Origin of the sequence: Parazoarcus communis SWub3 = DSM 12120 (assembly GCF_003226565.1) — a bacterium.
GTDB classification, from domain to species: domain Bacteria; phylum Pseudomonadota; class Gammaproteobacteria; order Burkholderiales; family Rhodocyclaceae; genus Parazoarcus; species Parazoarcus communis.
Genome location: NZ_QKOE01000006.1, coordinates 228,796 through 249,399, shown reverse-complemented (window position 1 = coordinate 249,399; position 20,604 = coordinate 228,796). Strand labels below are relative to the sequence as shown.

At 62.8% G+C, this 20,604-nt stretch carries 19 protein-coding genes; 12 read left to right on the top strand and 7 right to left on the bottom strand.

Features of this window, described 5'->3' with window-relative positions; genetic code table 11:
* Window positions 1-219 precede the first annotated feature (219 nt).
* The 3 genes from pepA (at window position 220) to DNK49_RS11250 (ending at window position 3,060) form a co-directional block, all read left to right on the top strand.
* Complete coding sequence (gene pepA / locus DNK49_RS11260) at window positions 220-1,032, top strand: flocculation-associated PEP-CTERM protein PepA (protein WP_110524540.1); 813 nt, start codon at window positions 220-222, stop codon at window positions 1,030-1,032.
* A gap of 168 nt (window positions 1,033-1,200) precedes the next feature.
* Window positions 1,201-1,998, top strand: a complete 798-nt coding sequence (locus DNK49_RS11255; protein WP_165843306.1) for a class I SAM-dependent methyltransferase — start codon at window positions 1,201-1,203, stop codon at window positions 1,996-1,998.
* Between the two features lie 48 nt (window positions 1,999-2,046).
* Complete coding sequence (locus tag DNK49_RS11250) at window positions 2,047-3,060, top strand: nitroreductase family protein (RefSeq protein WP_110524536.1); 1,014 nt, start codon at window positions 2,047-2,049, stop codon at window positions 3,058-3,060.
* A gap of 46 nt (window positions 3,061-3,106) precedes the next feature.
* Here DNK49_RS11250 and proB read toward each other — a convergent pair whose 3' ends face one another.
* The 5 genes from proB to DNK49_RS11225 form a co-directional block, all read right to left on the bottom strand.
* Window positions 3,107-4,222 (bottom strand): glutamate 5-kinase, encoded by a 1,116-nt coding sequence (gene proB, locus DNK49_RS11245; RefSeq protein WP_110524534.1) that lies wholly within the window; start codon window positions 4,220-4,222, stop codon window positions 3,107-3,109.
* A gap of 20 nt (window positions 4,223-4,242) precedes the next feature.
* Window positions 4,243-5,442 carry an Obg family GTPase CgtA gene (cgtA, locus tag DNK49_RS11240; protein ID WP_110524532.1) on the bottom strand — a complete coding sequence of 400 codons (1,200 nt, stop codon included), beginning with the start codon at window positions 5,440-5,442 and terminating at the stop codon, window positions 4,243-4,245.
* 135 nt (window positions 5,443-5,577) lie between these two features.
* Entirely contained in the window at window positions 5,578-5,847 is a 270-nt protein-coding gene (gene rpmA, locus DNK49_RS11235; protein WP_110524530.1) for a 50S ribosomal protein L27, read from the bottom strand.
* Window positions 5,848-5,865: 18 nt separating this feature from the next.
* Window positions 5,866-6,177 (bottom strand): 50S ribosomal protein L21, encoded by a 312-nt coding sequence (gene rplU / locus DNK49_RS11230; RefSeq protein ID WP_110524528.1) that lies wholly within the window; start codon window positions 6,175-6,177, stop codon window positions 5,866-5,868.
* A gap of 86 nt (window positions 6,178-6,263) precedes the next feature.
* Entirely contained in the window at window positions 6,264-7,946 is a 1,683-nt protein-coding gene (locus DNK49_RS11225) for a SulP family inorganic anion transporter (RefSeq protein WP_110524526.1), read from the bottom strand.
* 248 nt (window positions 7,947-8,194) lie between these two features.
* On the opposite strand from DNK49_RS11225, the gene DNK49_RS11220 reads away from it, so the two are divergent.
* The 9 genes from DNK49_RS11220 to DNK49_RS11185 all read left to right on the top strand — a co-directional run bounded on the left by DNK49_RS11220 (window position 8,195) and on the right by DNK49_RS11185 (window position 17,115).
* Complete coding sequence (locus DNK49_RS11220) at window positions 8,195-8,953, top strand: FadR/GntR family transcriptional regulator (protein WP_243632319.1); 759 nt, start codon at window positions 8,195-8,197, stop codon at window positions 8,951-8,953.
* Window positions 8,950-10,458, top strand: a complete 1,509-nt coding sequence (locus DNK49_RS11215; RefSeq protein WP_110524524.1) for an FAD-linked oxidase C-terminal domain-containing protein — start codon at window positions 8,950-8,952, stop codon at window positions 10,456-10,458. Before DNK49_RS11220 ends, DNK49_RS11215 begins: the two co-directional genes overlap by 4 nt.
* The gene (locus tag DNK49_RS24980; RefSeq protein WP_279386417.1) at window positions 10,458-10,592 is read left to right on the top strand and encodes a hypothetical protein; all 135 of its coding nucleotides are present in this window, start codon (window positions 10,458-10,460) and stop codon (window positions 10,590-10,592) included. Before DNK49_RS11215 ends, DNK49_RS24980 begins: the two co-directional genes overlap by 1 nt.
* Window positions 10,592-11,662, top strand: a complete 1,071-nt coding sequence (glcE, locus tag DNK49_RS11210; RefSeq protein ID WP_110524522.1) for a glycolate oxidase subunit GlcE — start codon at window positions 10,592-10,594, stop codon at window positions 11,660-11,662. Before DNK49_RS24980 ends, glcE begins: the two co-directional genes overlap by 1 nt.
* Window positions 11,663-11,664: 2 nt before the next feature.
* The gene (gene glcF / locus DNK49_RS11205; RefSeq protein WP_110524520.1) at window positions 11,665-12,909 is read left to right on the top strand and encodes a glycolate oxidase subunit GlcF; all 1,245 of its coding nucleotides are present in this window, start codon (window positions 11,665-11,667) and stop codon (window positions 12,907-12,909) included.
* Window positions 12,910-13,136: 227 nt separating this feature from the next.
* Window positions 13,137-13,904 (top strand): PP2C family protein-serine/threonine phosphatase, encoded by a 768-nt coding sequence (locus DNK49_RS11200; RefSeq protein ID WP_110524518.1) that lies wholly within the window; start codon window positions 13,137-13,139, stop codon window positions 13,902-13,904.
* 319 nt (window positions 13,905-14,223) lie between these two features.
* On the top strand, window positions 14,224-15,357 hold the full coding sequence (locus DNK49_RS11195) for an NAD(P) transhydrogenase subunit alpha (protein ID WP_110524516.1): 1,134 nt from the start codon (window positions 14,224-14,226) through the stop codon (window positions 15,355-15,357).
* Between the two features lie 2 nt (window positions 15,358-15,359).
* Window positions 15,360-15,665 carry an NAD(P) transhydrogenase subunit alpha part 2 gene (locus tag DNK49_RS11190; RefSeq protein WP_110524514.1) on the top strand — a complete coding sequence of 102 codons (306 nt, stop codon included), beginning with the start codon at window positions 15,360-15,362 and terminating at the stop codon, window positions 15,663-15,665.
* 70 nt (window positions 15,666-15,735) lie between these two features.
* Window positions 15,736-17,115 carry an NAD(P)(+) transhydrogenase (Re/Si-specific) subunit beta gene (locus tag DNK49_RS11185; RefSeq protein WP_110524513.1) on the top strand — a complete coding sequence of 460 codons (1,380 nt, stop codon included), beginning with the start codon at window positions 15,736-15,738 and terminating at the stop codon, window positions 17,113-17,115.
* Between the two features lie 134 nt (window positions 17,116-17,249).
* Here DNK49_RS11185 and DNK49_RS11180 read toward each other — a convergent pair whose 3' ends face one another.
* Window positions 17,250-19,058 carry an SLC13 family permease gene (locus DNK49_RS11180; RefSeq protein WP_243632318.1) on the bottom strand — a complete coding sequence of 603 codons (1,809 nt, stop codon included), beginning with the start codon at window positions 19,056-19,058 and terminating at the stop codon, window positions 17,250-17,252.
* 172 nt (window positions 19,059-19,230) lie between these two features.
* The gene (locus tag DNK49_RS11175; RefSeq protein WP_110524509.1) at window positions 19,231-20,604 is read right to left on the bottom strand and encodes an 8-oxoguanine deaminase; all 1,374 of its coding nucleotides are present in this window, start codon (window positions 20,602-20,604) and stop codon (window positions 19,231-19,233) included.

Here is a 20,604-nt window from a genome sequence, read left to right as displayed (position 1 = left end):
CCTGTCTGATCTTTGAGTCCGGAGGTGGCGCTGCAAACAGGGGATGAGGTGGCGGAGTGTCGGATTTTTTTACGGTGCGCTTGTGTTGGACTTAGTTTTGGTTTTCAAGTTGCTGTTTATTAAGGTGAATATTTTTTGGCATGACTTGTGCTTTAAGTTTGGCGTGAAACCGGACTGCTTAAGCGATAGTGCTGAGTATTCAAACCCAAGGAGATCGAAATGAAAGAAGCTAGTTTGCGCAAGCACCTTGCAACTGTTGTTACTGGTGCTGTTCTCTCGTTTGGTGTGGTGGCTCAAGCCAGTGCCGCGCCCTATTTTTCGTATGACGTCGATGGTCTGGGTGGCGCCGGCAGTGTTGTGACGGCCAACTCTGTAAGTGGTACCAGCTCGGATCATCTTTACATCTCTGGGCCGGATACGTTTACCGGTGGTGGCTGGGTTCAATTTACTTCGTTCGGGTACGACAGTGTTGCTGTGCCGGGGACCGCGTATTCGGACATCGGTCTCTACACTCAGTTTTCCTTGACTGTCAAGTTGACTTCCGGGGTGTTGGGGCAAAGCGGTAGTCTGTATGACATCACTTCCTTTACCTTTGGGGTTTTCCAGGATGTGAATGGAAACAATGCCTTCCAGCAGGCTAACTCGGCAGGTGTTGGCTCTGCTGCGTTGGTTTCGAATACCGCCGATGACGTTGCCTTGGGTTACGGTTCGCTGATCCTTGGGTCTGGTACGGCTGGTTTGTCCACGACTTTCGGGGCATTCATCAACGTCCAGACCGATTTTGCCCTCACTGCACTTGGTGAGTCATATTTCTTCGATCCGAGCCCGTTTTACAACATCGCTCTTGCTGGTTTCAATAGCACGGGTGGTGCGTGGAACTTCAATCCGGTGACTGGTATGCTGGCAATTGGTAATGCAGTTGGCATTGTTGACTTCGAGAATCGCCCGGTTCCGGAGCCTGCGTCCCTCTCCTTGTTGGGTATCGCTCTGGTCGGCATGGGTGTTGCAGCCCGCCGTCGGAAGCTGGCTTAAGTTGCTGGGTTAATCTGGTTTCAGCGCAACCATTCAAACCTCCCGCTTGCAAGGCGGGAGGTTTTTTGTTTTCATGGACTCATGCCGAGACTAAGCCTACTTCCCGTGTTTGCGCGCGAGATATTTGGAGCGCGTCAGTTTCCCCGTGAGCCTGAACCGGATCTTGTAATGAGTGATCCTGAGCAGGTCGCTGCATATTCGCATGCGGGGCGGATTGATGGGGTGATGTCGGCCAGTTATCTGTTCCATTCTGCGCACATCAGTCAGGTCATACAGGGGTGTGCGCGCGTTCTTGATCTCGGGTGCGGACCGGCGACGCAGTTGGGGCAGGTTGCAGGGCTGAATCCTGATACCGAATTCGTGGGTGTCGACCTGTCGGAAACCATGCTGGAGAGCGGGCGTAAGCACGTCGCTAGCCTGGGGTTGCAGAACGTTTCGTTTCGTCAGGGGGACATTACGCGGTTGGCGTGCATCCCGGACCGGAGCGTGGATGCGGTGATGTCTACGGTCGTCCTCCATCATTTGCCTGCCCGTCAGCACTTGGATGACTGTTTTCGCGAGATATCCCGGGTCTTGAAGCCAGGCGGGGCGGTCTATCTGACAGACTTTGGGCGCCTGAAGTCATTGAAGTCAGTGCTTTTCTTTGCGTATATGAATGCAGCGCACCAGCCTCACTTGTTTTCGCTGGATTATGAGCGCTCACTTCGGGCTGCGTTTGAGTACGATGAGTTTCGAGATGCGGCAACGAATTTCCTTCCGTCTGCGGTGAATCTCTTTAGTACCTTCAAAGTCCCCTTCCTGATGATTGCAAAGAGTGCCTCCAAGCCGTTGTCGCAGGATTTGTCCGTAAAGATTCGTCAGATGCGTCAGGCATTGCCCCGCAGGTATCGTAAGGATCTTGATGAGTTGAGGTTATTCTTTCGGCTTGGCGGGCTCGATGCGGATCCGTTTGGTGGAAAATATTGATATGACAATAGGTGCTGCGCTTTGACCTCGCTCCCGGATCACGTGCGGATGCTTGCTGAGGCAGCGCGGGCGGCGCCTTCTGCCGATAATTCCCAGAATTGGCAATTCAAGTGGGATGCAGGGCGGTTTTCCTGTCATTACCGGCAGCCCCCGGTCGAGAATCCATTTGGTGCGGCTGGGCATGCGACCTTGCTCAGTGCGGGGGCGGTTGCGGAGAATCTGTATCAGATCACCGGTGGGCGGTGTGTCCCCCGGATTGAGGATCTGGGAGGTGGTGAGCCCTATTTCTCTATCGCGGTGGATTCATCCATTGGCGATAGCCTGAGCCTGTCGCATCCCTTGTTCTCCCGTCATACAAACCGTTTCCGCTATCGGCGGAATCCGCTGCCGGCTGCCATGGGGGCCGCCGTCAGTGAAATGACGGAAGGTTCTGCACGTTTGGTATTGCTGCAGGACGATGGGGGGCGTACAGCGTTCTCGCGAGTTTCCCTGGTTTGCGGTCAGGCCCGGTTTTGCAGTCGGGAGCTTCATGAGTGGTTGATGGGTAGTCTGCGCTGGGAAGGAGAGGCGATAGACGAGGGGCTGGATATTCGATCGGTGGATCTGCCGCCGGGGGGGCGTTACTTCATGCGCTGGATTCGCCCTTGGGGTCGAATGGAGCGCCTAAACGAATTGCTGGGGCTTTATCGGGTGATGGCCTTGGCTGAGATTCAGCCGCTGCGTGCAGGGCCCATGATTGCGTGCGTCGTGGGAGGGGTGGATTCGCAGGATGCGTTTCATGCAGGACGTTTGATGGAACGACTTTGGATCCATCTGAATAGAGAGGGTTTGGCGGTTCATCCCTATTATGTCGTTTCGGATATGACCTCGCGCCTCGCGCAGGGAAAGCTTGATGCCACCTGGGGCAGTCGGGTCAGTGGTGTGATTCAGTCATTGGCGGGGTTATTGCATCTTGAGCGTTCGGAGCGGTTGCATATCGCGTTCAGGGTGGGGGTGCCGGAGCGACAGGCGGTCCGATCCGGGCGGCTGGCGCTGGATCGGTTGTTGGTAGGGGGCAAATAGCGCTGAGGTCCGCGTTTGATTTTATGGCTCGCCGACGTATAGGGCGTCAGTTTGCGATCATGTTGTCACGATGAATGAGTTCCGGTTCATCGATATATCCAAGTAGCGCTTCGATTTCTGCTGTTGGCTTGCGCGAAATTCGGCGGCATTCAGAGGCTGAGTAGTTGACCAATCCGCGCGCGACTTCTTCACCAGATGTTGTGCGACAGGCAACGGCTGAGCCGCGTTTGAAGTTGCCGCGTACCTCGATCACGCCTACGGATAGCAGGCTCTTGCCGCTTTTCAGTGCGGCTGCTGCACCGTCGTCAATGACTAAGTCTCCTGCCAGCTGTAGGTGGTCCGCAATCCACTGCTTGCGCGCCTGCAGGGGGGTGCTGGTGGCATAGAGCAAGGTGCCTATCGCGCTACCTGCAGCAAGTTGCAGGATCGGATCGGTCTCCCGGCCGCTGGCAATGCAGGTATGTGCTCCGCTGCGAGCCGCACGTTGCGCTGCGCGAATCTTGGTGATCATGCCGCCGCGGCTGATGCCGGTGCCGGCGCCGCCGGCCATGGTTTCGTACTGGCGGTCTTCCGCGCGACCTTCAGAAATCAGCGTGGCCGTTGGGTCCTTGCGCGGATCGGCAGTGTACAGGCCTTGTTGGTCGGTGAGGATGATCAGCGTCTCGGCCTCGATCAGGTTGGCGACCAGCGCACCGAGGGTGTCGTTGTCGCCAAACTTGATTTCGTCGGTGACGACCGTGTCGTTCTCGTTGATGATCGGAATCACGCCAAGCTCAAGCAGGGTGGTCAGGGTCGAGCGTGCGTTCAGGTAACGGGTGCGGTCCGACAAGTCCTCGTGCGTCAACAGGATCTGCGCAGTGTGTAATCCGTGGCGGGAGAAGGCTTTTTCGTAGGCTTCAACCAGTCCCATCTGGCCGACGGCTGCTGCGGCCTGCAGCTTGTGCATTTCGTGCGGGCGCTTGCTCCAGCCCAGGCGCTGCATGCCTGCAGCGATGGCGCCTGAGGATACCAGGGCGATTTCCCGGCCTTCCGCACGTAAGGCGGCAATCTGTCGGGCCCAGTCGTCCAGTGCGGCGTGATCGAGGCCTGCACCGTTATTGGTGACCAGGGCGCTGCCAACCTTGACCACCAGGCGGCGGGCGTTGCGAATCTTGTCTCTCATGGTGCGCGGAGGGCGGAAAGTCAGTTGCGGGAAGAGGTGTCGTCGCTGTCGTCGTGCGCTTCGTCGTCGAGATCTTCGGCGTCGTCCTCGTCGGCGGCGAGTGCTGCTTCCAGGGCGCGAGCCTCTGCTGCGGCGCGGGCGCCGTCGATTTCTGCCAGACGGGCCTGTTCGGCGGCCAGGCGAGCCTGGCGTTCGGCTTCGATGCGCTCGCGTTCGGCATCCAGGAAGTCCTGGATCGCGAAAATCAGCGGCTTGCAGCCTTCGCCCTTGAGGGCGGAGATCTCAAAGTGACGCTCCACCGGGCCATAGGCCTCAAGGAAGGCTGCAACACGTTCTGCGCGTTCTTCTTCTGGAATCAGGTCCAGCTTGTTGAGCGCAAGCCAGCGCGGCTTGTTGTAGAGACCTTCGTCGTATTTGCGCAGTTCTTCGACAATGGCGCGGGCGTCGCGGGCGGGGTCGGCTTCGGGGTCGAACGGGGCCAGGTCAACCAGGTGCAGCAACACGTGGGTGCGCTGCAGATGCCGCAGGAACTGATGGCCCAGGCCGGCGCCTTCCGCTGCGCCCTCGATCAGGCCGGGAATGTCGGCAATCACGAAGCTGCGGTTCTCCGCCGTACGCACCACGCCCAGATTGGGAGCCAGTGTGGTGAAGGGATAGTCGGCTACCTTGGGCTTGGCGGCTGAAACTGCGCGGATGAAAGTAGACTTGCCGGCATTGGGCAGGCCGAGCAGGCCGACGTCGGCCAGCACTTTCAGCTCCAGGTGCAGGGTGCGGTGCTCACCCTCCTGGCCCATGGTGCGTTTGCGCGGTGCGCGATTGGTGCTGGATTTGAAGTGGATGTTGCCCAAGCCGCCGCGGCCGCCGCTGGCCAGCAGGATACGCTTGCCGTCTTCGTCCAGATCGGCGATGACCTCGCCGCTTTCCTGGTCGCTGATGACGGTGCCGACTGGAAAGCGCAGCGTGATGTCCTCGCCGCCCTTGCCGTAACAGTCCCGACTGCCGCCGTTCTCGCCGCGCTCGGCGCGGAAGTGACGGGTGTAGCGATAGTCGATCAGGGTGTTGATGTTGCGGTCCGCAACTGCATACACGCTACCGCCGCGACCCCCGTCGCCGCCATTGGGGCCGCCGCGGGGGATGTATTTCTCGCGACGGAAGGTGGCGACGCCATTGCCGCCGTCGCCGGCGACTACTTCGATTCGGGCTTCGTCAAAAAACTTCATGATGCTTCCAGCTGGCTGGGACGCGGCAAAACGGCAGGGCCGCGAACCGGGTCGCAAGGATTGAGGGGCTTCAGTGCGATTACAAACAAAAAAGCCCTACCGCAAGGATAGGGCTTTTTTTTCGGGGTGGGCAGGTCAGGCTGCAGCAGCCTCGGGAACGATCGTCACGGTACGGCGACGGGCGGCGCCCTTCACCAGGAACTTGACGGTGCCGTTGGTCAGCGCGAACAGGGTGTGATCCTTGCCGATGCCGACGTTGTCGCCCGGGTGGTATTCGGTGCCGCGCTGGCGAACGATGATGTTGCCGGCGAGGACGAACTGACCGCCGTAGCGCTTCACGCCAAGGCGTTTCGATTCCGAGTCGCGGCCGTTACGGGAACTACCGCCAGCTTTTTTGTGTGCCATGTCGAATTACCTCCTGACTCAGGCCGAGATCGCGTCGATGCGGATTTCGGTGTAGTTCTGACGATGCCCCTGGTGCTTCTGGTAGTGCTTGCGGCGGCGCATCTTGAAAATCTTGACTTTGTCGTGACGACCGTGGGAAACCACGGAAGCCGTGACGCTAGCTCCGGCAACCACCGGCGTGCCGATCTTGACCGACTCGCCTTCGCCGACCATGAAGACCTGGTCGATGGTGATTTGGGAACCCACGTCGGCCGGTATCTGTTCTACCTTGATCTTTTCGCCGGCGACGACGCGATACTGCTTGCCACCGGTTTTTATCACCGCGTACATGGTGTTGCTCCAGTTGATGGGTTTGCAAAGAATCGCGCACAATAACTGAGAGATTCTGAAAAGTCAATATTAATCAGGGCGTAAAGTCATGCTGGCGATTCAAGCAAGTGCGTGAGTGCATGCGCTTCGGTGCGATAGGCGGCGTGGCCGTTCAAACGCGGCCACAGCCCGTCGCGCTCCATGGCGTCGATGACCTGTTTCTTCAGGCCGCAAAAAGCAAGTGACTGGCCTTGCGCACGAAAGCGCTCGATCAGGCCGGCAATGACGTGCAGGCCGGTGGCGTCGATGTCATTGATGCCGGCGCCCGACACCAGCACCGTCTTCACTTCTGGCTGGGCGCGCGCGGCACGCAACATGGCGTCTTCGAACGTGGCGGCGGTGACGAAGGTCAGCGGGCTGTCGAAGCGCAGGATCACCAGGTAGGGTGCGGGGTGGGGCAGGCCGAAGCGCTCCAGGTCGCGGTAGGTGCCATCCGGGTGCAGGCCGAGCAGGGCGACCCGGGGGCTCATGCTGCGATACACCATGAGCGCGAGCGACAGCATCAGCCCGGTGAGGATGCCGGTCTGGATGTTGGGGGCAAAGGCCAGGGTGGCGACGAAGGTGAGGGTGGCTGCCAGACCGTCGTCGCGGCTGGCATGCCAGGCCCGGCGAAGGGCCTTGAAGTCGAGCAGGTTCGCCACCGCCTGCAAGATGATTGCGGCCAGCACGGGTTTGGGCAGATGCCACAGCAAAGGGGTGAAGTACAGCAGCGTCAGCAGCACCATGCCAACCGTGACCAGATTGGAAAGCCCGGTGCGTGCGCCACTGGCGTAGTTCAGGGCAGAGCGCGAAAACGAAGCGCTGACTGGCATCGCGCCCGAGAAGGCCGCGGCGAGTTTGGCAAGCCCCTGGCCGATCAGCTCCTGATTCTGGTCCCAGGGCTGACGCGTCTTGCCGGAGATCAGCTTGGCGCTGGATGCGGCCTCCATGAAGCTCACCAAGGCAATGACGAAGGCTGTGGGCAAAAGCATTGCAATATGGTCAACGCTGATTGCGGGTCGCTGCAACTGCGGAAGTCCGTGCGGAATCTCGCCGACCACGGCACCGCCGGCGGCCGCAAAACCCGTCGCGGCAGAGGCGACGGTGGCCAGCGCAACCACGATCAGTACGCCCGGTAGCGCAGGGGTGAAGTGGCGGATCAGGAATAGTGCGGCGAGCGCGGTCAGGCCAAAGGCGGTGGACGCCGGGTCGATGCCGTGACCAAAGGCATGGGCCAGGTCGCTGAGCAGCTGGCCCTCGTTGGGCATGCTGATGCCAAGCAGCGGGGGCAGTTGCGACAGGCAGATCACCAGCGCCGCGGCATTGATGAAGCCCATCAGCACTGGATAGGACATCAGGTTCAGCAGCCAGCCCAGCCGCAGCAGGCCAAGCAGCAGCTGGATGAGCCCGGAAAGCAGCGCCAGCAGTACCGCCAAGGCCAGAAATTCGGGCGTGTCCGGCTTGGCAAGCGGCAGCAGGCTGGCGCCTGAGAGCAGGGCGGTCAGTGCGACCGGGCCGGTCGATAGTTGCCCGCATGAGCCGAACAGGGCGCCGACCAGCGCCGGCAGCAATGCAGCATAGAGCCCGACGTAGGGTGGCAGGGAGCCAAGCTGGGCATAGGCCAGGGATTGGGGGATCAGTACCAGCGCAACCGTCAGGCCGGCCAGCAGGTCGCCTCGGATACCATGCTTTGCCCACTGGCGCGGCCAGGTGAGAAAAGGGAGGAAGCGCTCGGCAGCAGGGGGCGGCATGGCGTGGTCGGGATGAAGCGGGGTCTTATATTAGCAAAGGCCGGGGGTGGGGCGTTGCGCTGGTCTTGATGAGGGCGTTGGGGCGGTCGGTGCAGCGCGGGTGGATGATGCGTTCGGGTGGTGATGCGCGATGGCATGCCGGTTGCCGCGGGAAAACCCCAATCGCAGCCCGGCTGACTTGCGATAATATTGTCTACTTGTCAGACAAGTTTGGTGCCGGGCGCCATCGCCCCCTCATGCCGATGCAAGTGACGCAGATCGATCGACCCGCTCGCCTCAGTGATCGCGTCTCGCGCGAGATGGAAGCGTGGATCCGCGAGCTGGGCCTGGCGCCCGGTGCGCAGTTGCCCACCGAAAAGGAGTTGTGCGAGCGCTTTGGGGTCAGCCGGGCGGTGATACGTGAGGCCATTTCCCGGTTGAAGGCCGAAGGCTGTGTGGAAACCCGTCAGGGGCTTGGCGCATTTGTTGCGGCCTTGCCGGGCGAGGGAAGTTTTCGGCTTGATCTGGACATCGATCCGGACGGGACAGAAGCGGAAGACGTGTTTGAATTGCGCTGCATCGTCGAGAGTGCAGCCGCCGAACTGGCTGCCCGTCGGTGTGGTCCGCAAGGGCTGGCGCGCATTGCTGCTGCGCTGGCGCAGATGGAAGAGGCGCTGCTGACAAACGATGGAGGGGCCGCGGCTGACGACGCCTTTCACCAGGCCATTGCGGCTGCGTCCGGTAATCGTCAGCTGGAGCGCTTTCTGGCTTACATGGGGCGGCAATTTTCGGCGTCCAGACTGCCGACCTGGGACGACGCCGGGCACCGCAGCGGTCGGGCGGCACAATCGCAAGCGGAGCATCGGCAGATTTTCGATGCCATCCGGCGCGGTGATGCGGCGGCGGCAGGCAGGGCGAGCCGGGCGCATCTGGAGGCCGCTTCGCAGCGCCTCGGGATCCGTCCGCGCGCGCGTCAGGATCACGTTATTCAGCCCCTTGCGGGCGAGACCTGGGGAGACAGGGCATGATGGAAATCGAGGCGCAGGCACCGGGTGTCCAGGAGCGCGACTTTAGCGCGCTGGACAAGGCCCGGGTGGTGGAGGCGCTGGCGCGGGTGCTGCCCGTCGGGGTGCTGATGTTCGAGAACGAGGACCTGCGGCCGTACGAGTGTGACGGACTGGCCGCCTACCGCAGTGTGCCGATGGCCGTCGTGCTGCCGACCACCGAGGAGCAGGTGGTGGCAGTGTTGCGCACCTGCTCGGAGCTTGGCGTACCGGTGGTGGCGCGTGGTGCCGGCACCGGTTTGTCGGGCGGGGCGCTGCCCCATCCGCAGGGGGTTTTGCTGTCGCTGGCCCGTTTCAACCGCATCGTGCATCTGGACCCGCATGCGCGTACTGCGGTGGTGCAGCCGGGTGTGCGCAACCTGGCCATTTCCGAGGCAGCGGCGCCGCACGGTCTGTATTACGCCCCCGACCCCTCGTCCCAGATCGCCTGTACCATCGGTGGCAATGTCGCCGAGAACGCCGGCGGCGTGCATTGCCTGAAGTACGGACTGACCGTGCACAACCTGATGCGCGTGCGTGGTGTGACCATAGAAGGTGAAGTGGTCGAGTTCGGCAATCATGCGCTGGACGCCCCCGGTTATGACCTGCTTGCGCTGATGACCGGGTCCGAAGGCATGCTGGCGGTGGTCACTGAAGTCACTGTGCGCCTCACGCCCAAGCCGCAATTGGCGCAGTGCGTGCTGGCTGCGTTTGATGATGTCATCCGAGCGGGTGATGCGGTTGCGGCCATCATTGCTGCGGGCATCATTCCTGCCGGACTGGAGATGATGGATCAGCCGGCGACCGCCGCGGTGGAAGAGTTCGTCCATGCGGGCTACCCGCTGGATGCAAAGGCCATCCTGCTGTGCGAATCGGATGGGACGCCAGAAGAGGTCGCCGAGGAGATCGCACGCGTCCGCGAGGTACTCGAGCGCAGTGGTGCGACCGAAATCCGCGTGTCTCGCGATGAGGCCGAGCGCATGCGCTTCTGGGCGGGGCGCAAGGCGGCGTTTCCTGCGGCCGGCCGGATGTCGCCCGACTACTATTGCATGGACGGCACAATCCCGCGCAAGCGTCTGGGTGAGATGCTCAGCGCGATCCAGCGCATGGAAACCGAGTACGGCCTGCGTTGCATCAATGTCTTTCATGCCGGTGACGGCAACCTGCATCCGCTGATTCTGTTCGACGCCAATCAAGCCGGCGAGATGGAGCGCGCCGAGGCCTTCGGCGCCGAGATCCTCGAGCTGTCTGTCGCGCTGGGGGGCACCATCACCGGCGAGCATGGCGTCGGTATCGAGAAGATCAACCAGATGTGTTCGCAGTTCAGTGTTGCGGAGCGAACCCAGTTCTTCCGCGTGAAGGCGGCGTTCGATCCGGCAGGCCTGCTCAACCCCGGCAAGGCGATTCCGACCTTGCATCGTTGTGCCGAGTACGGGCGCCTGCATGTCAGCGGCGGCGCGGTGCCGCATCCGGACATTCCGCGGTTCTGATGACGGACAAGGGCTGGATCCAGTTTCTGCTGGTCGTGGTGCCGGTGATGTCACTGATCGGTGCCTGGCTGGCGCTGCGCGTCGTCAGCCGGCGTGGCAGGGGACAAGAACGTAAGGACAAGGGGCAAGTGTGATGGAAGACAGCGTGTCGGCATGGGCCGAGCGGATCCGCAATGCGGCAGCGACCGGAACGGCGCTGTGCATTGTCGGTGGAGGCAGCAAGCAGTTTTACGGTCGGGTGCAGCAGGGCGAGATCCTGGATGTCAGCTCGCACCGCGGAGTCGTCAGCTACGAGCCGACTGAACTGGTCGTGACCGTACGGGGCGGCACCCCGCTGGCCGAACTGGAGGCCTTGCTGGCCACGCAGGGGCAGTTCCTGCCCTTCGAGCCACCACACTTTGCACCAGGCGCGACCGTGGCAGGCTGCGTTGCGGCTGGCCTGGCTGGCCCGAGGCGTGCAACGGCGGGTGGTGTGCGCGATTATGTGCTGGGGGTCAAGTTGCTCGACGGTCGTGGACAGGTCCTGACGTTTGGCGGGCAGGTGATGAAGAATGTCGCCGGCTATGACGTGTCCCGCATCATTGCCGGCAGTCTCGGTACGCTGGGCGTGATCCTCGAGGTGTCGCTGAAAGTGTTGCCCCGCCCGGTTGCCGAGGCAACGCTGCGTTTTGCGATGAGCGAGGCCGACGCAATCGAACGCCTGAATCAATGGGGTGGGCAACCGCTGCCCTTGTCCGCTTCGGCCTGGCAGGAGGGGGGATTGACCATACGTCTGTCCGGCGCCGAAGCCGCGGTGAGCACCGCCTGTCAGCGGCTCGGTGGCGAACGTCTCGATGCGGCGGAAAGCGGGGCCTTCTGGCAGGGGCTGCGTGAGCAGACAGCGGCGTATTTCGCGGCGGCTGCAACCCGTCCGCTATGGCGATTGTCGGTGCCCAGCTCGGCGCCGCCGCTGAAGCTGGCCGGCACCCAGTTGATCGAGTGGGGTGGGGCGCAGCGCTGGCTGGTGGGTGAGCTGCCCGGTGAGCAGATCCAGGCCCGTGCCAGCGCACTGGGCGGGCATGCCAGCCTGTTCCGTGGCGGCAACCGGGATGGCGAGGTGTTTGCCCCCCTCGCGCCTGCCCTGCTGGCGCTGCACCGTCGTCTCAAAACGGCTTTCGACCCCGCGGGCATTCTCAACCCCGGCCGTCTTTACCAAGGATTCTGAGCATGCAGACCCAGCTCGCCGACTTCATCCGCGATACCGCTGACGGCCAGGTGGCCGACGATATCCTGCGCAAGTGTGTGCATTGCGGCTTCTGCACCGCAACCTGCCCGACCTATCAGTTGCTGGGTGACGAACTCGACGGCCCGCGCGGACGTATCTACCTGATCAAGCAGGTGCTCGAGGGGCACGAGCCGAGTGAAAAGACCCGGCTGCATCTGGACCGTTGCCTGACCTGCCGCTCCTGCGAATCCACCTGTCCGTCGGGCGTCCAGTATGGGCGTCTGCTCGACATCGGGCGTCATGTGGTCGAGCAGAAAGTGCCCCGACAGGGGGCGGATCGCGTGGTGCGCTGGGCCTTGCGCGAGTTTGTGCCGCGCGCCGGCCTGTTTGGTGCGGCGATGAAGGCCGGGCGCCTGGTTCGCGGCATGCTGCCCGAGGTGCTCAAGGATAAAGTGCCTCTGGCGCGTCCTTCCGGCCCCTGGCCGCGTCCGCGCCATGCCCGCAGGATGCTGGCGCTGGCCGGATGTGTCCAACCCGCCATGGCGCCGTCGATCAATGCGGCGGCGGCGCGGGTGCTCGACACCCTTGGCATCTCCCTGCACGAGGCACCCGGTGGCGGCTGTTGCGGTGCCGTCCGGCACCACCTCAACGATCACGCCGGTGGCAAGGCGGACATGAAGCGCAATATCGACGCCTGGTGGCCTGCGGTGGAGCGTGGCGAAGTCGAGGCCATCGTGATGACCGCCTCCGGTTGCGGGGCACAGATCAAGGATTATGGCCACATCCTGCGCGACGACCCGCTATACGCTGACAAGGCACGTCGCATCAGCGAACTGACGAAGGATGTCAGCGAGATCGTGGTCGCCGAGATCGACACGCTGGCTGGCCGCCTGCGTGCGCGGGGAGGCCAGCCGACGCCGCTGGCGTGGCATGCACCGTGCACCCTGCAGCATGGCTTGAAGCTGCGCGGGGGGGTTGAGCGTCTGCTGGCCGCAGCGGGCTTCGAGCTGACGCCGGTGCGTGATGCGCACCTGTGCTGTGGGTCGGCGGGTACGTACTCGCTGCTGCAGCCGGCGCTGTCTCATACGCTGCGGGATAGCAAGCTGGCTGCGCTTGGAGAGGGCGGTGCGACACTGATTGCTTCGGCCAATATCGGTTGCATCACCCATTTGCAGGCGGGAACCACAACGCCAGTGCGGCACTGGATTGAGCTCATTGATGCGCGGCTGAATGGTTTTCCGATTTGAATCGGGGGGCGAGGTGGTGACGCCCTCCTCCGGCACAGCTTCACAGCGGGGCAAGGGGGGCGGCGGTTCTGCACTGGGGCATGAAGGCTACATGGGCGGATGTGCGTGGTGGTGGGTGTGAAATAAGTCACACTGCATCCTTACCCAGATTGGTGAGGCGGTGGTGAGGTGCACGTGAATCGAGATGCGTTGCTATTATCTACGGCTCAGTCAATTCTTCTGCCTCCATGCCGATCACCGTTGAAACCTGTGTCGCTCGTCATATTGGTGACCGTACCGAGCAACAGGACCGTGTCGCCCTTTTCGGGCATCCCACGCGTCCTGGCATGATGCTGGCGGTGCTGGCCGATGGTATGGGCGGCCACAGCGGAGGGTCGATGGCCGCAGAGCAGGTCGTGCTGAAGGCCCGGCAGAATTTCGAGGCCTTTGCACCCTTGCACGAAACGCCGGAGCATCTGCTCGAGAGCGTGATCAACGAAGCCCACACCGTCATCCGGCTGACCCGCTTTACCAGCGAGAAGGATCCTCACAGTACAGCGGTTGTTTTCCTGCTTAACCAGGGCCGACCGAGTTGGGCGCACTGTGGAGATTCCCGGCTCTATCATTTCCGTGGGCTGGAGACGGTATATCGCAGCCCGGATCACTCCCTGGTGGGCGAGTTGCAACGCAAGGGCAGGCTTGACGAGGCGGGTGCCCTGGTTCATCCGCAGCGCAACGTCCTGTTGTCCTGCCTGGGGAGCGAGCGCGAGCCGCGCATCGATCACGGTCATTGTGAGTCCGTACAGGGTGGGGACAGCTTTCTGTTGTGTTCCGATGGTCTGTGGGCCTATTTCGGCGACGATGAACTCGCGAGCATCATCCATTCCATGAGCGCCAGGGAAGCTGCCCAGCATCTGATCGATCGTGCCCGTGAGCGTGCGGCCGGTTACGGTGACAACATTTCGCTGGCGATCATCAAGTTCATCGACATTCCGTCTGTCGGCACCGCAGGCTGATCCCATCCCGTCTCCTTGGTGCGTGATCGCCTGCACTGATGGCGGAACCACTCCGACGACCGTCCGACCGGTAGGTCAGCAGCATGACGCCGTTGTCCCTCCTCGGTCCTGATCCCTGGGGCCGTCCGCAACATCGGCCTTTATCCCCCTGGTAGCAAGACGGCCCTTTGGGTGATCGTGTTGCGCATACGCGATTTACCGGTAATATCTGGTTCGCGTCGGCTGCGCACCGAAATGGTGTGGGGCAGGGAGAAACAACAATACAAGGCTGTGCCGGCGCGTTTTTTCCAATCTCAATCCCATAGGGAGGAGTCCCCCCATGCCTCTGTCCATCGGAGTGCCAGCGGAGACCATTGCCGGCGAGCGACGAATTTCGGTCGTACCGGACGTGGTCAAGAAGTACCAGGGCCTGGGTGCCCGGGTCGTGATGCAGACGGGTGCCGGCGTGCCGGCGCACTACGTGGATGCCGGCTTTGCCGGTGTTGATTTTGTTGAGGATGCGCAGGTGATCTGCGCCGATGCGGACTTGCTGCTGTGCGTGCAACCGCCGTCGGCGCAGCGCATTGCCGCGATGAAGCCGGGCAGCGTGCTGCTGGGCATGCTGCAACCGTGGTCGGATGTGGAGCGGGTGAAGCTGCTGCAGGCGCGGCAGATCACCGCCTTTGCGCTCGAACTGCTGCCGCGCATCTCGCGCTCGCAAAGCATGGACGCGCTGTCCTCGCAGGCCGCGGTCGCGGGCTACGAGTGCGCGCTGATTGCCGCGGACCACAGCCCCAAGTTCTTCCCCATGCTGACCTATGCGGCGGGCACGATCCGTCCGGCCAAGGTGCTGGTCATTGGTGCCGGGGTGGCGGGCCTGCAGGCCATTGCCACGGCGCGGCGCATCGGCGCCATGGTCGAGGCCTATGACGTGCGTCCGGAAACCCGCGAGCAGATCGAATCGCTGGGCGCCAAGTTCGTCGACACCGGGGTGGCGGCAGCCGGCAGCGGCGGCTACGCCCGCGAACTGACCGACGAAGAGAAGGCGCGGCAGGCCGAACGGCTGGCCAAGGCGGTGGGCCAGTGCGACGCGCTGATCACCACCGCCGCGATTCCGGGCAAGCGCGCCCCGCGCATCATCACCGCCGACATGATCGCGCGGATGAAGCCGGGCGCGGTGGTCGTCGACATGGCGGCCGAGAGTGGCGGCAACGTCGAAGGCACGGTGGCGGGCGAGAAGGTGTGGATCAACGACGTGCTCGTGATCGGGCCGACCCACATCACCAGCCGCATGCCGGTGCATGCCTCGGAGATGTACGCGAAGAACCTCTACAACTTCATTTCGCCCTTCATCAAGGACGGTGCGCTGGCGCTCGACTGGGAAGACGAAGTGGTGGCCGGCTGCTGCCTGACCCACGCGGGCGAGGTGCGCCACGCCGGTGTGGCGCAGGTGCTTGGCCTGCAAGGAGCCTGATCATGGATGGAATTGCTGCACTGTATATCTTCATGCTCGCGGCCTTCACCGGCTACGAGGTGATCTCGCGGGTGCCGGTGATCCTGCACACGCCGCTGATGTCGGGGTCGAACTTCGTCCACGGCGTGGTGCTGGTGGGGGCGATGGTGGTGCTCGGTCATGCCGACCCGGAAGACCCGCTGCAACTGGCGATCGGCTTTGTGGCGGTGTTCCTGGGCGCGGCCAATGCGGCCGGCGGCTACGTGGTGACCGAACGCATGCTGGCGATGTTCAACAAGGGCGACAAGAAGAAGGAGGGCGCGCAATGACCCGGACCTTCACGCTCACTGTGTTTGCGCAAGCTGGGGCCCGTGCTGCCCGTCGCGCTGGAGGCCTGACATGCTGAACGGATTCATCCAACTTTCCTACTTTGCGGTCGCGGTGGTGTTCATCCTCGGCCTGAAGGCGATGAGCTCGCCCGCGACGGCGCGCAAGGGCATCGTCTGGGCGGGCTGGGCGATGATCGCTGCCACCCTGGTCACCTTCCAGACCCCGGGGATGCAGAACTACGGTCTGATGGTGCTGGCCATCGTGCTGGGCGGGGCCATTGCCTGGTGGAGCGGCAAGACGGTGAAGATGACCGACATGCCGCAGATGGTCGCCATCTACAACGGCATGGGCGGCGGTGCGGCGGCGGCGATTGCGGCGCTGGAGTTCGCCCGGGGCGAGATTCATGGGCCGGTGGTGGCCACGCTGGCCGTGCTGGGGGCACTGATCGGTTCGGTCGCGTTCTCGGGGTCGTGCGTGGCCTATGCCAAGCTGCAAGGCATCATGAAGAACGCCTTCCGCCTGCCGCAGCAGAACAAGGTCAACATCGTGCTGGCCGCGCTCACGGCGCTGCTCGGCCTGGTGATCATCGCCTCCGACACCCCGTCGGGCGCGATCATCGTGTTGTTCTTCGTGCTGGCGCTGGCACTGGGTGTGATCCTGACCAGCCCGATCGGCGGAGCCGACATGCCGGTGGTGATCTCGCTGCTCAATGCCTTCACCGGGCTGGCGGTGGGTTTCGAAGGCTATGTGCTGGGCAACCCGGCGCTGATCGTGGCGGGCATCGTGGTGGGGGCGTCGGGGACGCTGCTGACGCAGCTGATGGCCAAGGCGATGAACCGTCCGATCTCCAACGTCATCTTCACCCCGCTGACCGGCGCGGCCGCGGGGGGCGAGGGCGAGGCGATCGAAGGGACGATGAAGGAGTTCTCGGCGCTCGATGCGGCCTCGGTGATGCGTTATGCGAGCAAGGTCATCATCGTGCCTGGCTACGGCATGGCAGTGGCCGGCGCGCAGCACAAGGTGTGGGAGATGGCGCAGTTGCTTGAGGAAGGTGGCGTGGAGGTGGTGTTTGCGATCCACCCGGTGGCCGGGCGGATGCCGGGCCACATGAACGTGCTGCTGGCCGAGGCGGGGGTGCCGTACGACAAGATCTTCGACCTGGAGGAGATCAACGCCGACTTCCCGCAGGCCGATGTGGCGCTGGTGATCGGGGCCAACGACGTGGTGAACCCGGTCGCGCGTACCGACAAGACCAGCCCGATCTACGGCATGCCCATCCTGAATGTGGACATGGCGCAGAACGTCATCGTGGTCAAGCGCGGCAAGGGGGCGGGTTACTCCGGCATCGAGAATGCGCTGTTCTACAAGGACAACTGCCGCATGTTGTACGGTAGTGCGCAGCAGGCGATCGCCGAGGTCATCACGCATGTGAAGGCGCTGGAGGCATGAGCAGGGGCGGGATGACGTCCCGCCCAATGCCGCTCACCGGTTCCTGACCGGTTGCAGCGGAACTCGCGGCGCTGGCCCTCCGGGCTGGCGCCGTTTTTCCAGGTGTGGTCTGTGGCTCAGACTGGAGCCCGGGCTTACTTCGCGGTCAGCGGCCAGAACAGTGGGATCAGGATGCTGGCACTGATCCAGACGATCAGGTTCAGCGGAATGCCCAGGCGGGCAAAGTCGGTAAAGCGATAGTTGCCGGCGTTGTAGACCAGGGTGTTGGTCTGGTAGCCAATCGGTGTTGCAAAGCTTGCGCTGGCGGCAAACATCACGCCGACGACGAAGGGGCGGGGGTCAACCCCCAGATGTTCGGCAATGCCGATGACGATGGGCGTAAACAGCACCGCGACCGCATTGTTGCTGATGAACTCGGTTGCGATCGAGGTGAGCAGGATGATCAGCGACAGCATCATCCAGGGGGTGAGCCCATCTCCAACGCCGACCAGCGTGCTGGCCAGCAGCCTGTCCAGTCCGGAGTCGCGCATCGCAATGCTGATGCCCAGCATGCCGAAGATCAGCATGATGATTGGCCATTCGATTGACTTGTAGGCCTCGTCCGCACGCAGGCAGCCAGTGACGATGACGACGACCGCGCCGATCAGAGCCAGACCTTCGATCGGCATCACGTTGAAAGCTGCCAACCCCATCACGCCAACGATGGTGGCGAGTGCGATCGGTGCTTTGCCCTGGTTGTTAACCGGAGGTTTGCCGTCAGTGATGGCGAACAGGTCACCGTTGTCGCAAAAGCGCTTGATCTGGGCCGGTGTGCCCTCCACCAGCAACACATCGCCGAATTGCAATTGAAAGTCGTCGCCGATATCGGCGATCGAGGCGTTCTTGCGGTGCACGGCGATCAGGTGGATGCCATAGCGTGCGGCCAGGTCGAGATCACGGATCGGGCGCATCACATAGCGTGAGGTCTGGCCGACAATGGCTTCGACCATGACCACGTCACGGCGGCGCAGGGTTTCGAGGTCGTGCGGGTCAGCGGTCTGGGCCTGCATGCTGACCAGATCGGTACTGCTGCGCAGGTCCATCATGCCACTGCTGCGGCTATGGACGATGACGCGGTCGCCAACCTGCAGGAGGGTGTCGGGCGCCGGCGCAGTGATTTCCTCGTCGCCCCGGAACAGATTCAGCACCTTGATCACGCCGTTGGAAAGGCGCGCTTCCTTCAACGTCTTGCCCGCCAGACGTGAGCCTTCGGGCACGAACAGTTCGGTCATGAACAGGCGGTCGCCGCTGCCGGTGAATTGCTGGGTCAGGGTCTCGCGTCGTGGCAGGAAGCGTGGCGCGAGCCACAGCATGAAGGCACAGCCGATCAAGGCCATCACAATGGCCGCGCCACTGATTTCGAACATGTGGAACGGTGCCAGTCCGTGATTTCGTGCCACCCCGTCAACCAGGATATTGGTCGAAGTGCCGACCATGGTGATCATGCCGCCGAGAATGGTCGCGTAGGAGAGTGGGATCAACAGCCGCGACGGTGCCACGTTGTAGCGGCTGGCCATGGCGATGACCGCGGGAATCATCACCATGACCACCGGGGTGTTGTTGATGAAGGGCGATACCAGCAGGCCGACGGCCAGCATGGCCAGCAACAGGCTGCGTTCGCTGTGGCCGGCCATGGCGCCCAGCCACTCGCCGAGTCGGTCTACACACCCGGTCTTGCTCAAAGCGCCACTGATGATGAACAGACAGGCAATGGTGATCGGTGCACTGTTACTGAAGACCCCCAGCATCTTCTGCGGGGTCAGTAGCCCCAGTGCCAGCAGGATGGCCACCGCTGCCATGACTGCGACATCGGGCTTGAGCCATTCGCGAACAAAGGTCGCGAACAGGCCGATCAGCACCAGGCCGACGATCAGGGCGTGTAGGGATTCGGGGACCAGCATCATGCTTCCTGCAGGGCGGTGAGAGACCAGGAAGCACTAAGTTACCGCAGTGCGGAAAGACTTCAAAAGAATAAAAAGTTTAGTTTATATTTCTTTTATGGTCTAAGTGTCGAGCTCATCTGCTGAATGGCCTGAATGTCTCCCGAATGACACGCCATGTTGCTGAGGACGGGTGTCAGCCTTGAAGCAGCTTTCTGGCCATGGCGTTGTGGGTTTCGCACAGGCGCGCAGCATTGACTGTCAGCAGCATGCCATCGCGTACCACCTGGCGACCGTTGATGATGCTGTGACGGACCGTTGCCGGGCCACCGAACAGCAGGGCGGCGACTGGGTCGTGCAGGGCGCCGGCATGGGGCAGGCCCTGAACGTCAAAGATGACAACATCGGCGCACATGCCTGGGGCGAGCTGACCGATGTCGCGACGCCCGAGTGCCGCCGCCCCGCCCCGGGTGGCGATCTCGAGCGCCTGCCGTGCGGACAGTGCGGCGGGGTCCCCGCTACCGTCGCCCGTGTCACGTACGCGGGCCAGCAGCATCGCCATGCGGGCCTCGAGCAGCAGGTGGCCGGCGTCATTGGAGGCCGAGCCATCCACCCCGAGGCCGACCGGTACCCCGGCGTCAATCATCTTGCGAATGGGGGCGATGCCCGAGCCAAGCCGCATGTTTGAGGAGGGGCAATGGGCGACGCCGGTGCGGGTGCGGGCAAAAAGGTCGATGCCGTGATCATCCAGGCAGACGCAGTGCGCGTGCCAGACGCCTTCGCCGGTCCAGCCCAGCTCTTCCGCATATTGCGCCGGCGTGCAGCCGAAGCGCTCGCGGCTGTAGGCGACGTCACCGACGGTCTCGGCCAGATGAGTGTGCAGGCCGACGCCATAGTGACGCGCCATGGCGGCTGACTCACGCATCAGCTCCCGTGACACCGAAAACGGTGAGCACGGTGCCAGTGCGATGCGCAGCATCGAGCCATCGCTGCCGTCGTGCCAGGTTTCGACCAGGCGTTGCGAGTCGCGCAGGATGGTGGCTTCGTCCTCCACGACCCGGTCTGGCGGCAGACCGCCTTGTGACTCGCCGACGCTCATCGAGCCACGGCAGGCATGAAAGCGCATGCCGATCGTGGCTGCCGCCTCGATCGAATCGTCCAGCCGGCAACCGTTGGGGTAGATATAGAGGTGGTCAGACGCCGTGGTGCAGCCGGACAGGATCAACTCGGCCATCGCGGTCTGGGTGGATACCCGGATCATGTCCGGCGTTAGCCGCGCCCAGATCGGGTACAGTCGCTTGAGCCAGCCAAACAGCTCGCAGTCCTGCGCGCCTGGCACGGCGCGGGTCAGCGTCTGATACATGTGGTGGTGGGTGTTGATCAGCCCGGGTACGACAACGCAACCCTGGGCATCGATGATCTCGTCGGCGCTGTCAGGCACGCGTCCGGATGAGCCGACCGCTTCGATCCGATTGCCGCGGATCAGGACCGCGCCATCGGCGAACTCGCGCCTTTCGTCGTCCATCGTTGCAAGCAACAGGGCATTGCGGATCAGCAGGCTGCGGGTCAT